This is a genomic window from Nostoc linckia z4 (assembly GCF_002608075.1).
GTDB classification, from domain to species: domain Bacteria; phylum Cyanobacteriota; class Cyanobacteriia; order Cyanobacteriales; family Nostocaceae; genus Nostoc; species Nostoc linckia.
Genome location: NZ_LAHA01000001.1, coordinates 435,341 through 450,223 on the forward strand (window position 1 = coordinate 435,341; position 14,883 = coordinate 450,223).

The window sequence follows — 14,883 nt, forward strand, 5'->3', positions numbered from 1 at the left end:
ATGAAGTGCGATCGCTTAACTCAGGCATAATATTTTAGATATTAAACTTCGTCAGGATTTATTCGCATTTTTGCTGTTCTTGTTGTAATTGGGATGTTAATAATTACCTACCAGAACACAAATTGCGTTCGCTTTTCATTACTTTTTGGTTAGTCTGCAAATAATCATGCAGCAAGTCGCAACCCCGTGCCAGCAATTTATTGAGTTCGATATCTGCTAAATCCTGGAAAATCACTGTACCACTGGCACTTCCCACAGCTAAAGTCCTACCATCAGGACTGAAACTGATGCTGGTTAACTCGTCTTTATAACCTTTTAAAGCAATCAACAATGTGCCATCACGCTTCCAAATTCTCACTTTGTCATCGCTGGAAGCTGCTAAAGTCTTTCCATCTGGACTAAAGCTAACACTGATAAAACTATCACCATCCCCACTGAGATTACTTAGCAACTCACCGTCTCGATTCCAAATTTTCACTGTGCTATCAATACTAACGGAGGCGAGAATTTGGCTATCAGGTGACCAAGCTACCCCATTTACCCGGCGGCTATGGCCAGTCAATGTTTGTATTAATTCGCCCTCTTGACTCCATAGTTTCACTGTTTTATCATCACTGGCTGAAGCTAGGAATTTACCATCGGGACTAAAACTGACCCAGTTAACTGCATCTTGATGTCCTTGCAAGGTGTTAAGCAGTATACCGTTACGGTTCCAAAGCTTTACTGTTTTATCTTTACTCGCTGAGGCAATTACTTGACCATCAGGCGACCAAGCTACAGCCAAGACTGTATTATTATGACCTTGTAAACTATGCAGCAATTGACCGCCCCGACTCCACAACTTTACTGTTTTATCTTTACTCGCTGAGGCGATTATTTTCCCATCAGGACTAAAACTAACGCCCCAAACTTGACTTTGATGCCCAGTGAAAGTACGGAATAATTTACCTTCTCGATTGAACAATTTTACAGTTTTGTCTCGACTGGCTGCGGCTAAAGTGCGCCCTCCAGGGCTAAAACTGATACTAGTCACCCAATCATTGTTATCAGTTTTGGGTTTTCGCACTAGCACATCGTCCCAACGCCAGAGTTTAATGGTTTTGTCGCGACTTGCAGAAGCCAGGGTGCCACCATCTGGGCTAAAACTAACGCTATTCACCCAATTATTATGTCCCCTGAGGGTACCGAGCAATACACCTTGAGAACTCCAAAGTTTCAGGGTTTCGTCGGTACTTGCGGAAGCGATGGTGTTACCATCGGGGCTGAAACTAACGCTGGTAACTCCTGCACTGTGTCCTGATAAAGTCCTCAGGAGTTTACCTTCTAAGTTCCATAATTTGATGGTCTGGTCTAAACTAGCGGAAGCTATTGTTTGACCATTGGGCGACCAAGCAACACTCAAGACTGCATCGTTATGACCTGGAAGGGTTTTTAGTAATTCACCGTCTCGACTCCAAAGCTTGATAGTATTGTCAGCACTCCCGGAAGCAATGGTTTGTCCATCAGGCGACCAAGCGACGCTTAAAACTGCACTGCTGTGTCCGTTTAAGGTTTTGAGAAATTTACCATCCTGAGTCCAAAGTTTTATCGTTTTGTCTGTACTGGCGGAAGCGATAAGTTGACCATCAGGACTAAAATTTACACTATTCACCACAGCTTGATGTCCCAAGAGAGTGGTTAGTAGTTTACCGTCCTGGTTCCAGAGTTTTACTGTTTTATCTTGGCTGGCGGAAGCAATAATTTGAGCGTCGGGACTGAAACTGATGCTATTGACTACATCTTCATGTCCTGACAAAGTTTTGACCAAGCTACCATCAAGACGCCAGAGTTTAATTGTAGTGTCTGCACTGGCTGAGGCAATTAAATTCCGTTGGCGGCTAAATATAACACTATTTACCCCAGATATATGCCCGTCGAAACGATTATATTCTCTTACCCCCGAAACCGCTTGATAAAGAGCCGTTAGTACTTGCTCTCTGGTATTGGAATCTACCCAAATTGTTTGTTGTAATTTTTTCCCGGCTTTTAAAGCTTCTTTTAAAGCATCAATACCTTTTTGGGAAGCAAATAAAGCTTCGCTAGATACACTCAAAGTTTTAATTTCGCTATCTATTGCTGTAACGATAGAAACACTCAAACCAAATATCGCCAACACAGAAGCAGTCAAGGCAATTTTCAGAGAACGATTTAATTTCGCTTCGCTGAGTCTTCGTTTTTCTTGGCTTTCTGCGAGTTTAGCGGTTAATTCTTTTTCTTTGAGTTCAGCGCGCAATCGTTCGATTTCTAGCTGACTTAATTCTTCGCGCTTTTGTAACTCCCGCAATTCTGTTAATAAACCCAATCCCTGTTGGGGATGAGTATCTATTAATTTGGTTGGCTGTCTTTTTTGGCTCAATTCGCTTTTGAGTCGCTCAATTTCCGCTTGACTTTGTTCTACTTTTTGGCGTAGTTGGTTTAGTTGGACTTGTAAGCTTGATTCTTGTTGTTGCAAGTAGCGAATTAAATCTACTAAATAATCATGAATTAGTTGATAGCGTTCTGGTACGTCAGGAAAGAGAACCACTAAGCCAGAACGAACTAAAATATCTAAAATTAACTCTAATTTGCTAGCATCTTCTAACTCTGTGAGTTGTGCGGCTAATTCAGCGCGAGTTTTAAAAGGTCGATTATTGCTTTCATCGGTTAATAAGTATAAAATCAATAAAGCTGCTCGTTCATTTTCCGGGCCGCAGTCTTTAATTAATTCTTTAATATATCGTTCGATTAATTTGTTTGGTCTATGAGGCTGATATTGTTCCAAGGTGGTAATTCGTTCATCTTGAATTTGCGCCCCCACGACTTGCAATTCAATGGGGCGGACTTCTCCAAATTCTGTGGATAAATCTGCAATCAGGACATCAATTAAAGCTGGCTCTAGGTTTAACTGAGAACGCTCCGTTAATTTTTGGATAATTACTTTGGCATATTCTGGGGAGAAATTATTTAACTGATAGCGGATATGTTTATCTAGAATATTGTGATTAATTGCTTCCAAAGCAGCAAGATGCTTAAAGTCTAATAAACGATGTAAATAATCTTCTCTTAAAGAAAGAATCACCTTGACAAAAGGTATCTGGAGACAATCGCTAATAAATTTATCAAATGCTTGCTTTTGATGGCGATCGCTATATCCAAAGAAAAATTCTTCAAACTGGTCAAAAATTAAAACTGTGATTAAATGATTCTCGGCATTTTTTTCTAATTGTTGTAAAATATTGACGATGCTAGGCGCAATAAATTCCGGCAAAACTTTAGGTTCAATGACCGCTTCTACTTTAATCTGAGACATAGCCTCAGTTAAAGATTTGCCTAATTCCTTAACCCAATCTGTATAAACTTGCAGCACCACAGGTACAGCAATTTGATCGCCAATAGCTCGATTTTGCAATGCTGGAACTAAACCCGCCGTGACCGTAGAACTTTTACCTACTCCGGACTGACCGTGAATTACTGTTAACTTTTGGTCAGCACGGCCAATTCTACCAATTAAATTATTAATATCTCGTTCTCGACCAGAAGCTGCAATTTCTAAAGCAACACTGCTACTCCCCGCAGGTGACATTAATGCCGGGTTTGTTGCTTGTCTTTGGGGTTGCAAACGTCCCGCACCAATAAAAGCTCGAAAACCATACTGTTGTTCCACAGAACGGCGTTTTTGACGAATATAATAAGCTTCTAGATATCGGCCTTCTGCAAAATAAAGCGATCGCAATGTCCGCAACAAGCGAATATAACGATGGGCATCATATTGATGAGCGCTGTATTCTAACGCTTCTGGTAGTTCTTTTGTAGCTTTTTCTAAATATGCACGGGCGACTTCTTCCTCGCCTAAATTGCGCTGGGCTTTAGCCAATATTAAATAATAAATTTGCGCCAATAGTAAAGGAAATAAACAGTCATAAGGGTCATTTTGTTTTTGCGCCTCAGCTAATTTTAGCAGCGATACATGCGCTAAAATACTCGCCTGTACCCAACGTGATTGCTGTACAGCCACTTGTGCCAGAAAGCCATAATCACAAGCAAGTTGAATTTGATTGCCATAAATTTGATGCAACTCCAAAGACCTTTGAGCCACAATTTGTAATTGTTCCCAGTCTTGGAGATTTTGCAAAACTTCAGCCAGTTGACCAATAAATTCAGCAACTATATTTAGACACCCAACTATTTCTAAAATATTCAAACATTGCTGAAAATAAGATTTTGCCGCTAACCAATGACGGCGGCTTTCCACTTGATTTTGCTCAGCTAAACGACAACTACATAACCCCAGATAAAACAGCAAAACTCCCTGTCTGATAACTAGGGGAGAGGGGGGAGATGGGGGGGATGGGGAAGAAAATACTCTTTCTTCTCGTGAAGAAAACACAGGGGAAGAGGACACGGGGACACGGGGACGCGGGGACACGGGGACATTCTCATTCACCGCGTCCCCGCGTCTTTCCGTCACCGCGTCCTCTTCATCTCCTCTCACCGCGTCCCCGCGTCTTTCCGTCACCGCGTCCTCTTCATCCCTCCTCTCTCCCAATCTTTGCCAAATTTGTAAACTTTTCTGAAAATGATTTAACGCCGGATTGATGCGATCGCTAACATAATTATCTAAGCCAAAAACAAATTCTAAACTGGCGTACAATTCCGATTCTAAGGTGACGCCACGATTTTGTAATTCTTGGATGGCAAAATGTAATTCATAATTATGTTTCCAAATTTGCCCCAGAGTAGAATAATTTTCTGCAAATTTAGATGTTTGCAGTTGTACGCTATTCTTCGGTAAAACTCTGGCAAATAAAGAATCAGTTTCTTGTTGCAGAAATTCCCGCAACGAATTAGTTGTCATTTCAAATCTAATCGGTGTCGCCGCCCAACTGGCAAAATCTGGCGCTAAACGTACTACTTTTTGTAAAACTTCATCATTCATCCAAACAATTATCGGAAATGGATGACGCTTGCGAAATTCATCACGAATATGATTAATAGACCTTAAGAAATCATCCAATCCCTCTATTAACTCTAAACCCAAAATCATCAAGGCTGAGGGCGGTTGCTTGTCGGTAACTAATTGTAAATGAATAGTTGTGTAAAGACTTCTGGCGTTGTGTGGTAAAACTACTTTTTGAATGTGGTATAATCCTGAAGATAATTCTTCGAGTCGTTGCAACATCTCTTCTTGCAAAACCCGATAATTGCAGCATACTAAAACTAGGGAAAATTGACCGTGAGAAAGTGCGATCGCTCTCCCTAAACTCCTCAATGCCCGCTCGTTATTTGCTCTGATATCTACTTGTGGGTGTCGTTCAACCATGATTTAAATTTTTGCGTTTCTGCTAAAACCGGGTTGACTGCAAACCAAGCCCCTTCGCGATCGCGGTATTCAAATACAAATAAACTCCGCAATAAAGTGTGATATTCAATATCGCCTCTAACCCTCTGTTGTTGCACCACCTGAAAGATGAGTTCCCATTCATGGGGGTCAATGGCATTGGCTCGGTAATCTCGCTGTCTTTGAATTACCAATTCGACACATTCTTGCTCGAATGGTGGATCTTGTTCCCGCAAACAATCAAACAACAACCCCAACAAGTCGCGTACATGACCGCCACTAATCAAACACAACCGATCTAAGGTTTCTAAATTATCAAACACTTCTGTAATTAAGCCTAACCGATCGCTGGGTAAAATGTCTGGGAAAGCCCTTGCTAGCACCATTTGTCGCATCAATGCTAGTCCTTGGGGAAAAATTTCTCCAGAGCGCAAACGCACAGGTATCATCGGTAAAACTTTTGGCGCGACTCCTCCGCCTAAACGATGTTGAAGTTCGGCGCTATCGTTGGAGAAAGTCAAAGCTAGGGGAATAGTATAGACTACATGACAATTTAGTTTGCGTAACTGTTCGCCCCGTTGAATAAACAAGTATTCTGGTAGCGATCGCCCCGATGGTAAAGGTCGAATTGCTACTCTATCCAAATTATCAACAATTACTACTAGTCCTCTTTTACCCTGAGTTTTAAGTTCTTTATTGGCACGTTCTAATAGTTCTTGATTAATTGACTGTAAAATATTAGCCGTTCGCGGTTCCAAATAATCCCTTAACCGCCGCCGCAATTGCGGACTTTCTTTGGTTTTAGCAGTAATTTTGCCAATCCCCACAGATAACTCGGCTTCAACTCCCAGTTCAATTGGTGTTTGCAAAAAATCGACAATTTCGCCAAACAATTTGCTAAAGTATCTAGGCTTGAGTTTAATTTTCATCGCCTCCAGACTTTCACTCACCTGACCGGCGATGGCCAATAAAACATCAGTCACATCCACATCCGCCATTTCTAAGACGTGGGTAGACTCAAAATAAACCACATGAAACTGCTGTACTTCTAACTCGGCTTTTAGGCGCAACAATTCCGTTGATTTTCCACAGCCGAGATGTCCCGTAAATAGCTGACAAGTTGGTGAATCTGGGGATATGCGAGTGATGGTACGCTGCAAAGCTTCAATGATTTTGCCACCCCGCACTGCTGCAAAATCGATATAATATCGGCGATCGCTTGCATCTCCTATCATTAGAGGTCTACTTGGATTGCAAGCCTGATAAAATCTTTCTAAATCTAGGAGCATAACTAATAGAGTTAATTCAAAAATGGGGATGACAAAATTTCCGATCCGGAATTGCTCTGTTAATTTCAGTAAATCTCACTTAAATTACTAACTAAGTTAGCAATATTCCAGTTGATTTTTCATATATACGTTTTGTATAGCACATCGCAATGCTAAAGTTGAATTTTAATTAAGTACAAATACTATAAGTATAAATTGGGCAAACCAAAAATATAAAATAAGGTACTCTTATGAATATTAAAAATATCCGACACAAAAAAAGGTACTGTTAAGTACAATTTTGTAGTGTTATTGAATATATATATCAATTCCAAATAATTTGTGAAATATTATGTGTTAGTGTTGTTGACTGTTAACCGTTGACAATTAACACCGAATATTATTCACCACTGAAATAGGATCGCTATAGTAATATGATATTTTTGTATAAGCATTTGTATATACAAATGTAATTTTTTAAGATATGCTTGAAGAAGTAAATGGCTTTGATTGGGATGAAGGGAACTCTGCCAAATGCTGGAATCGTGTTTCTAAAGAAGAAATTGAGTATCTGTTTCAACAGCCGGATATTCTCATTGCTCCAGATATACAACACTCTGAAAATGAGGACAGATATCTTGCTATAGGGATTTCAAGCCGAGAAAAGTATATTTTTGTAGCTTTTACATTCCGCAATAAACAAGATCAAATACTCATTAGACCAATCAGTGCCAGATATATGCGAGATAAAGAGGTACAGAGATATGGACAAAGATTTCCCAAGACTTAAAACTGATGAAGAGATAGAGTTTCTATTAGAAGAAGATTTGTCAGATTATCTTCATCCTGAAAATTTTAAGCCAGTAACCTTTGAATTCAAGCCTAAAGATAAATCTGTCAATGTAAGAATGTCTGAGCAAATGTTAGAGGCAGTAAAAACTGTTTCCAAGAAAGAAGGGATACCTTATCAACGTTACATTAGACGAGCAATAGAACGGTCTTTAGGTGCTGAATACTAGAGATTAACAAGGTGGATTTATAGGAATCCTATTTGATTTTTGAACAAAATTTCGTACACTTTACTCTTTTATAACCCTTTTGCCTATTGCCTATTGCGTCTTGCCTATACATATCAGTTCATTAATAAAATCGGACAACTATATAAACCTATCGTGTTTTGTAATGGCATAAAAATGAGGAGCGAACATTGTAAAGCTATCGCTCCTCTCTCAAAGACAACAAATAATGTAACAAATTCATTAGACCCAATCAGATCGAACTACAAACCCATTGAATATAAGATTAGGCGATCGTAGAGGCGATCGGGCAAAATATGTTTCAAAACAGCTTGGATTTTGGCATCTTGTCCAATGAGATATCGCGTCTTTGGTTGTTTTGCAGTTAGCGCGTGGACAACAGCTTGAGCAACAATATCCGCAGAAATTCCTCTAGATGCAATCATCTGCATTTTGTGGCGTACAATATTCATCGCTCGACCGTAAAGATTGAGTGCCGATTCTGGTAAACTGTTTTGTCCGATGTCAGCTTGAGTTAGGGATTTATTCCAAATAGGCGTAGCGATGGAACCAGGTTCAATAATTGAAACTGAAATTCCCCACGGTTTTAATTCCATACGCATGACATCTGTGAGTGCTTCCAAAGCAAACTTGGAAGCATTATAAGCACCCAAAAATGGAGTAGGACTTCTCCCAGCAATGGAACCCATATTCACAATTCGACCGCTACCTTGGCGTAATAAACCAAGAAATGCTTGTGTCACTGCTAATTGTCCAGTGACATTTACATTCATCTGATGTTGAAATTCTGCGATGGGTAATAATTCTAAGGGGCCGGGGACAGCAATTCCGGCATTATTTACTAAACCTAAAATTCCAGCATCACCCACTGTATTTGTTACCTTCTGTGCTACAGAAGCAATGGAATCAGCATCAGTAACATCTAAAAAAACTGGAATTAGTCTTGGTGAAGCTTTTTCTTGTAGCGCTTGAGCATCAATATCTTGACGCACACCAGCAAAAACAGTGAATCCTAATTTGTCTAAAAGCAAAGCACAGGCCTGACCAATTCCTGTTGAGGCTCCTGTAATCAGGACTGTACCTTGATAACTTTCTGCAACCATTAGTTTTTTAATTATGAAACTGCTGTAACTTTTATTTTTTCGAGTTCCCTGAATCTATAACTCAAATGCATAACACTTTAGTAAGTAAGTCAACATTGAAATACGTAAAATAGAGTCTTGGCGATTGCTACGCTTCACTGCATTCACCTCGTCAATGACATTTTACGTTTAATTAAGTTGAGCGACTTCTCAATCTTTGCATATACCAGAGCGAAGACAATCTTCAGTTTGATCGTCTCTAGCTGATATTTGCCAAGGCAACATATCAAAAGGGGTATTCATGCTGTAAACCATCACAGCAGCTATGGTAGGAAGCTGGTTTTTGACAATTGACACATTACTATAAACATTGCTTAGCTCAGCATTGGATAAATAAATAGGCAATGCCATAAGACCAATGCAAATTGTCCGGTTCATACAACCTCAGCTAAAAATTTCTGATGATTACGCTAAACTTAGATGCCACCTTGATGAACCGGAGTTGAAAAACTGAGCATTGTATATTGATGTTGTGTTGAGTTACTCAGTCCTACTAGCCGCAGAGACGTGATTTACAAATTATCGGTTCCACCCTATTTTAGGTTAGGCATTGCCCAATACGGTTTGGATAAGCAGTATGAACTTCCCTTGTAGTCTGGGAAAACAGTAAGGGGTAAAGGATGTATTTGAAACCTTTCCCCTTTCCCCTTTCCCCTTTAACCGAACCGTATTGAGGTATTGCCTACAAGATGGCTTCCTACTAACTTATGCACATGGAACCCCAAAAAACAGGACAAAAAACTCGCAGCCCTGAAAAACAGATCTTGGTGGCTGCGATCGCCGGATAAAATAGTTAACAATGCTGAGTAGGGAGTTGACTGTTGAGTGTTGACTGGTGACTGATGACTGATGACTGGTGAGTTATTATTCTACCCTGCTCCCCTCATCTTCCTCATGCCCCATGCCCAATGCCCAATGCCCAATGCCCAATAAAATTATCAATGTTGCCCACTAACTGAACTCATGACGCCCTCACAAGACGTAGATACTGTAACCGCTACTGATATCAACTCAGAAACAGATGGCAACTCCCAAACAGATCCTTTAGATGAGTTGCCGGGTGAAGTCGAAATGTCACTTTTCGACCACCTAGAAGAGTTGCGACAGCGAATTTTTTATTCGTTAATTGCTGTAGCTATAGCAATTGTCGGTTGTTTCTTTGCTGTTAAGCCCATTGTCCAACTACTTGAAGTTCCAGCACAAGGAGTCAAATTTCTGCAACTTGCACCTGGAGAATATTTCTTTGTCTCCCTGAAAGTCGCAGCTTACACTGGCTTGGTGCTTTCTAGTCCTTTCATTCTTTACCAAATTATCCAGTTTGTGCTTCCGGGACTGACTCGCCGGGAACGCCGCTTATTGGGGCCTGTGGTTTTAGGGTCGAGTGTTTTATTTGCAGCAGGTTTAGTATTTGCTTATTTACTTTTAATTCCCGCAGCTTTGAAATTTTTCATCAGCTACGGGGCAGATGTCGTTGAACAACTTTGGTCTATTGACAAATATTTTGAATTTGTGCTGCTACTTTTATTCAGCACTGGTTTAGCTTTTCAGATTCCCATCATTCAACTATTACTCGGTAACTTGAATATTGTCTCGTCTCAAAAGATGGTTTCTGGTTGGCGTTACGTGATTATGGGAGCAGTGGTTTTAGGAGCAGTTCTCACACCTTCCACCGACCCCCTCACCCAAAGTCTTTTAGCTGGTGCAGTTCTGGGACTTTATTTTGGTGGTATTGGCTTAGTGAAGCTCACAGGAAAATAGCGATATTTAAATTTAAATTCATAGAATTTTAGATTTTAAATTTTGGATTTTGGATGAAAATTCAAGATTTCAAAACGTCTAAAATTTAGTTAATCTATATCTACTCGCCGTACAAAAATCTAAAATTAAATGGCACAAATTAACTTTGAAGATTTTGAAAAAATCGAAATTCATGTAGGCAAAATCATCAAAGTTGAAGAGTTTCCTCAAGCTAAAAAACCAGCTTATAAATTGTGGATAGATTTTGGCGACTTGGGCATGAAAAAATCTAGTGCCCAAATTACAAAACTTTACAAAGCAAGTGAATTAATTGACAAATTAATATTAGCTATAACTAACTTTCCACCGCGTCAAATTGCAAATTTCATCTCAGAAGTTTTAGTGTTAGGAGTGGTTCTAGATGATGGTGAGGTTGTGTTAATTCAGCCAGATAGAGATGTAACTCTGGGCAAAAGAATTCTTTAGCATAGTTGAAATTCTGCTCGATCTGGAAAATTATCTGGAAGTTGGTCGGCTTTATATTTTTTAATTAAGTAATAACTCATAATATCCATTCAGAAGCTCGTTCGCCTAAATCAAGGGGAATACTAACAGCTTTACCGAGTCGGGGGCGATCGCGTGTTTGGGTGATAAATGTTTGCACTTGTGCTACTCCGCCAAGAGCATGAAGATAACTAGCAATACTATCAAGATGCTCTTGGTATTCAGTCTCAGTTAAGGGAAAAGAAGCTTGCTCCAAATATTTCCACATCACTTGCAAAAATATCTTCCCCTGTGCCCGCCGAAATTGCACGTCGTAAGAGTATCCCCACTTCTCAATCAACAGTTGACGTAATTCCTGTCCTGTCATAGCTTTTCTCAATCAGATTTTACATTTAGTTATGATGTTAAGTTCCGTAACTCCAGTATGATAAGGATATAAAGAAATGTAATGCTAACAGAAAAGATGCTAAACATAATCTTGGAACAGAGAAGTATGGCATCGTCGTAAGCGTTAGCATTTCGACTTCAGACAAGAGTTACTCAAGTACAAGTACTCCTGTCAAAATGCTTAACAAAATACACAAAGAGCGCGTAGATTATGGCTCAATTTTCGGAATCAGCAGACGTGCCAGATATGGGGCGTCGTCAGTTCATGAATCTGCTCACTTTTGGGACTGTCACTGGAGTAGCTCTGGGTGCATTGTATCCCTTTGTCAATTACTTTATTCCACCAGCTAGCGGTGGTGCTGGTGGCGGAACCACAGCAAAAGATGAGTTGGGCAATGATGTTAGTCTCGCCAAGTTTCTCGAAAACCGTAACCCAGGCGATCGCACTTTAGTTCAAGGACTCAAGGGTGATCCCACCTATATTGTGGTAGAAAACAAAGAAGCCATCAAAGATTACGGCATTAATGCTATCTGCACCCACTTGGGTTGTGTTGTTCCTTGGAACGTTGCTGAGAACAAATTTAAGTGTCCTTGCCACGGTTCTCAATATGATTCAACTGGTAAAGTTGTTCGCGGCCCAGCACCACTATCTTTAGCTTTAGCCCACGCCAGCACAACAGACGACAAAATTGTTTTAAGTCCTTGGACTGAAACAGACTTCCGTACTGGCGATGCACCTTGGTGGGCTTAATTAACTGTTGAGTAAGGGATGAGGGAGATGGGGAGATGAGGAGATAGGGAGATGGGGGAATAACTAATGCTCCATGCCCAATGCCCAATGCCCAATGCCCAATGCCCAATGCCCAATGCCCAATGACTAATGACTAACTTCAATCATTGTCCTTATAGAGATGAGAAATGCTTCTGTAACAGCGAGGTTAACTCGCAGTGCTAGAGCAATTGTTAAAACATTGCTCATAGCGATCGCCACTGTGACATTTTACTTCAGTTGCGATCTCGCCCTTCCCCAATCTGCTGCTGCCTATCCATTTTGGGCACAGCAAACCTATCCTGAAACCCCCCGCGAACCAACCGGGCGGATTGTTTGTGCGAACTGTCACCTAGCAGCCAAGCCGACAGAAGTGGAAGTTCCCCAATCGGTGCTACCTGACACTGTGTTCAAAGCTGTAGTGAAGATTCCCTACGACACCAGCGTTCAGCAAGTTGGTGCTGATGGTTCTAAAACTGGCTTAAACGTCGGTGCTGTGCTGATGTTACCCGAAGGCTTTAAGATTGCTCCCGAAGACCGCATTTCCGAAGAGCTTAAAGAAGAAATCGGCGATACTTACTTCCAACCCTACAGCGAAGACAAAGAAAATATTGTCATCGTCGGCCCGTTACCTGGCGAACAGTACCAAGAAATCGTCTTCCCAGTTCTTTCTCCCAACCCCGCAACCGACAAAAACATCCACTTCGGTAAATATTCAGTTCACGTAGGTGGTAATCGCGGACGCGGACAAGTTTATCCCACTGGCGAAAAGAGCAACAATAACGTTTACAATGCTTCCGCTACTGGCACAATTACCAAAATTGCCAAAGAAGAAGATGAAGACGGTAACGTTAAATATCTGCTGAACATCCAACCTGAGTCTGGTGATGTTGTTGTTGATACAGTTCCCGCAGGCCCCGAATTGATTGTTTCCGAAGGACAAGCAGTTAAGGCTGGTGATGCTTTGACCAATAACCCCAACGTCGGTGGATTCGGTCAAAGAGATGCAGAAATCGTACTGCAAGACGCCGGCAGAGTCAAAGGATTAATTGCATTCATCGCTCTTGTAATGCTGGCTCAAGTGATGCTAGTGCTGAAGAAGAAGCAGGTTGAAAAAGTCCAAGCTGCTGAGATGAATTTCTAAATTCTTTGCTAAATCATTCATTGTAAGACAGGCATCTTGCCTGTCTTTTTTAACTTTATTTACACAGTACAGAAACTATCTAAAGCCAGATATCGTTTCTATAGTAATTGTTCAGTTTACAGATGTATGTTTCCTTGAAGTTACTCGACTAATTTACCCAAAAGCAAGAGATCAGATTATCGGACTAATGGATCTTTCAATTTTTGGCACTAATAGTGGAAAAATGTTTCCAACTACAAGAAATTCTGCATAATATTCCTCATCAAATACTCAATTAATCTCCAGATAATATGGAATTTGTGGTGATTTCACAGCCTCTTAATCATGGCAACTAGATTTTAAGAGATATTATTGAATCTAGCCCTAGTTGAGTTTAGGTATCCGACCATGACAGCCTCAGTTGAGTATATCCCTGTTACACCAATTGAATATCCAGATGAGGACGGTAAGCCAATGGCTGAAGGTGATTTACAGCGCAAGTGTCTCGTATACGCTACCACTGTGCTAGATATTTATTTTCAAAATCACCCAAATGTATACGTCGCTGGTAATTTATTTATCTATTACGAAAAAGGTAATCCAGAATCAGTTGTCGCACCAGATGTATTTGTGGTGTTTGGAGTAGAAAAATATGACCGACGTTCTTACAAAACCTGGGAAGAAAATAATAAAACTCCAGATTTCGTTCTAGAGATTACCTCAAAAACCACCCGTAGCAAAGACCAAGGTGCAAAGAAAGGAATCTACGCCTTTCTAGGGGTGCGTGAATATTTTCAGTATGATCCTACAGGCGATTATCTTAATCCCCAACTCCAAGGTTTACATTTGGTCGAAGGTAATTATTTCCTAGTGACAACAAATACCCTACCAGATGGTACAGTGTCCTTACCCAGTCAAGTTTTGGGGCTAGAGTTGCGCTTGGAGAGAGGAAAACTGCGTTTTTACAATCCAGCTACGGGTCAAACACTCCTAACTCATGAAGAGGAAGCAGTTGCACGACAAGCCGCACAAGAGGCTCAACAGCAAACGGAGCAAAAGGCGCAAAGATTAGCTGCTAAACTCCGAGAATTAAATATTGACCCAGATAGCCTCTAAAATAATAGTTTCATAATAGTTTGCTGTTACTCCCGTCTTATTGTTTGAGTCAATACTCACCACTCATAACTGTTCAGTGTGGAATACCGTACTTAGTTTATCGGCATACACACCCATAGATAGATTGCAAGTTTTATTTTGATAAAGCTATATTTATTTACATAAATTTACAAAACTTAAAAAGAGGTTTAACAATGACTATAGTAATTGCATTAGCGGTTGTGGGTTGGGTAGCTGCTTCAGTTTTAGGCTCTCTGGCTTATTTCTTGGGAGAACAAAGCAAGCCTATCCACGAGCGTAACTGGCGTTCTGAGTCTTTTGAAAAGTTGGCTAAATCCCTCACTGGCTTAGATGTAGACTACACAAAGCGTATTCCTGCTTATGCCATAGATGCTTATACCAGCCGCAACCTGCCCCAATAGCAACAAAGGCAGCTTAATAGAA

General features: G+C 40.5%; 13 protein-coding genes. 8 read left to right on the forward strand and 5 right to left on the reverse strand.

Annotated elements, in window-relative coordinates; all coding sequences use genetic code 11:
- Positions 1-103 precede the first annotated feature (103 nt).
- The gene (locus VF06_RS02040) at positions 104-5,338 is read right to left on the reverse strand and encodes a WD40 domain-containing protein (protein WP_099068127.1); all 5,235 of its coding nucleotides are present in this window, start codon (positions 5,336-5,338) and stop codon (positions 104-106) included.
- Positions 5,314-6,645: a P-loop NTPase fold protein gene (locus tag VF06_RS02045; RefSeq protein WP_099068126.1), complete on the reverse strand. Its 1,332-nt coding sequence runs from the start codon at positions 6,643-6,645 to the stop codon at positions 5,314-5,316. Before VF06_RS02045 ends, VF06_RS02040 begins: the two co-directional genes overlap by 25 nt.
- A gap of 463 nt (positions 6,646-7,108) precedes the next feature.
- Between VF06_RS02045 and VF06_RS02050 the strand changes: the two genes are divergently transcribed.
- Together VF06_RS02050 and VF06_RS02055 are read left to right on the forward strand one after the other, a co-directional pair.
- Positions 7,109-7,414 (forward strand): BrnT family toxin, encoded by a 306-nt coding sequence (locus tag VF06_RS02050; protein WP_099068125.1) that lies wholly within the window; start codon positions 7,109-7,111, stop codon positions 7,412-7,414.
- Positions 7,389-7,643 carry a CopG family antitoxin gene (locus VF06_RS02055; RefSeq protein ID WP_099068124.1) on the forward strand — a complete coding sequence of 85 codons (255 nt, stop codon included), beginning with the start codon at positions 7,389-7,391 and terminating at the stop codon, positions 7,641-7,643. The genes VF06_RS02050 and VF06_RS02055 overlap by 26 nt, the downstream gene beginning before the upstream one ends.
- A 260-nt stretch (positions 7,644-7,903) precedes the next feature.
- On the opposite strand, the gene VF06_RS02060 is transcribed toward VF06_RS02055, so the two are convergent.
- Positions 7,904-8,764: an SDR family NAD(P)-dependent oxidoreductase gene (locus VF06_RS02060; RefSeq protein WP_099068123.1), complete on the reverse strand. Its 861-nt coding sequence runs from the start codon at positions 8,762-8,764 to the stop codon at positions 7,904-7,906.
- 189 nt (positions 8,765-8,953) lie between these two features.
- On the reverse strand, positions 8,954-9,181 hold the full coding sequence (locus VF06_RS02065) for a hypothetical protein (RefSeq protein WP_099068122.1): 228 nt from the start codon (positions 9,179-9,181) through the stop codon (positions 8,954-8,956).
- Between the two features lie 585 nt (positions 9,182-9,766).
- Here VF06_RS02065 and tatC point away from each other — a divergent pair.
- Together tatC and VF06_RS02075 are read left to right on the forward strand one after the other, a co-directional pair.
- Positions 9,767-10,561 (forward strand): twin-arginine translocase subunit TatC, encoded by a 795-nt coding sequence (gene tatC / locus VF06_RS02070; RefSeq protein ID WP_099068121.1) that lies wholly within the window; start codon positions 9,767-9,769, stop codon positions 10,559-10,561.
- A gap of 129 nt (positions 10,562-10,690) precedes the next feature.
- Complete coding sequence (locus VF06_RS02075) at positions 10,691-11,026, forward strand: tRNA-binding protein (RefSeq protein ID WP_099068120.1); 336 nt, start codon at positions 10,691-10,693, stop codon at positions 11,024-11,026.
- 76 nt (positions 11,027-11,102) lie between these two features.
- Here VF06_RS02075 and VF06_RS02080 read toward each other — a convergent pair whose 3' ends face one another.
- Positions 11,103-11,411 (reverse strand): DUF3067 family protein, encoded by a 309-nt coding sequence (locus tag VF06_RS02080; protein ID WP_099068119.1) that lies wholly within the window; start codon positions 11,409-11,411, stop codon positions 11,103-11,105.
- A 231-nt stretch (positions 11,412-11,642) separates the two neighbouring features.
- Between VF06_RS02080 and petC the strand changes: the two genes are divergently transcribed.
- From petC to VF06_RS02100, 4 genes are all read left to right on the forward strand, one after another.
- Positions 11,643-12,182, forward strand: a complete 540-nt coding sequence (gene petC / locus VF06_RS02085) for a cytochrome b6-f complex iron-sulfur subunit (protein WP_099068118.1) — start codon at positions 11,643-11,645, stop codon at positions 12,180-12,182.
- A 160-nt stretch (positions 12,183-12,342) separates the two neighbouring features.
- The gene (gene petA, locus VF06_RS02090) at positions 12,343-13,344 is read left to right on the forward strand and encodes a cytochrome f (RefSeq protein ID WP_099068117.1); all 1,002 of its coding nucleotides are present in this window, start codon (positions 12,343-12,345) and stop codon (positions 13,342-13,344) included.
- Between the two features lie 387 nt (positions 13,345-13,731).
- Entirely contained in the window at positions 13,732-14,439 is a 708-nt protein-coding gene (locus VF06_RS02095; RefSeq protein ID WP_099068116.1) for a Uma2 family endonuclease, read from the forward strand.
- Between the two features lie 194 nt (positions 14,440-14,633).
- The gene (locus tag VF06_RS02100; protein ID WP_099068115.1) at positions 14,634-14,861 is read left to right on the forward strand and encodes a photosystem II protein, Psb35-related; all 228 of its coding nucleotides are present in this window, start codon (positions 14,634-14,636) and stop codon (positions 14,859-14,861) included.
- The last annotated feature ends 22 nt before the right edge of the window (positions 14,862-14,883 follow it).

Excerpts from the sequence above, each read along its gene's own strand:
- VF06_RS02075 (WP_099068120.1), top strand. The coding sequence starts at position 10,691 with ATGGCACAAATTAACTTTGAAGATTTTGAAAAAATCGAAATTCATGTA.
- VF06_RS02040 (WP_099068127.1), bottom strand. The coding sequence starts at position 5,338 with ATGGTTGAACGACACCCACAAGTAGATATCAGAGCAAATAACGAGCGG.
- VF06_RS02055 (WP_099068124.1), top strand. The coding sequence starts at position 7,389 with ATGGACAAAGATTTCCCAAGACTTAAAACTGATGAAGAGATAGAGTTT.
- petA (WP_099068117.1), top strand. The coding sequence starts at position 12,343 with ATGAGAAATGCTTCTGTAACAGCGAGGTTAACTCGCAGTGCTAGAGCA.
- VF06_RS02060 (WP_099068123.1), bottom strand. The coding sequence starts at position 8,764 with ATGGTTGCAGAAAGTTATCAAGGTACAGTCCTGATTACAGGAGCCTCA.
- VF06_RS02080 (WP_099068119.1), bottom strand. The coding sequence starts at position 11,411 with ATGACAGGACAGGAATTACGTCAACTGTTGATTGAGAAGTGGGGATAC.
- VF06_RS02095 (WP_099068116.1), top strand. The coding sequence starts at position 13,732 with ATGACAGCCTCAGTTGAGTATATCCCTGTTACACCAATTGAATATCCA.
- VF06_RS02100 (WP_099068115.1), top strand. The coding sequence starts at position 14,634 with ATGACTATAGTAATTGCATTAGCGGTTGTGGGTTGGGTAGCTGCTTCA.
- VF06_RS02050 (WP_099068125.1), top strand. The coding sequence starts at position 7,109 with ATGCTTGAAGAAGTAAATGGCTTTGATTGGGATGAAGGGAACTCTGCC.
- VF06_RS02065 (WP_099068122.1), bottom strand. The coding sequence starts at position 9,181 with ATGAACCGGACAATTTGCATTGGTCTTATGGCATTGCCTATTTATTTA.
- VF06_RS02045 (WP_099068126.1), bottom strand. The coding sequence starts at position 6,645 with ATGCTCCTAGATTTAGAAAGATTTTATCAGGCTTGCAATCCAAGTAGA.
- petC (WP_099068118.1), top strand. The coding sequence starts at position 11,643 with ATGGCTCAATTTTCGGAATCAGCAGACGTGCCAGATATGGGGCGTCGT.
- tatC (WP_099068121.1), top strand. The coding sequence starts at position 9,767 with ATGACGCCCTCACAAGACGTAGATACTGTAACCGCTACTGATATCAAC.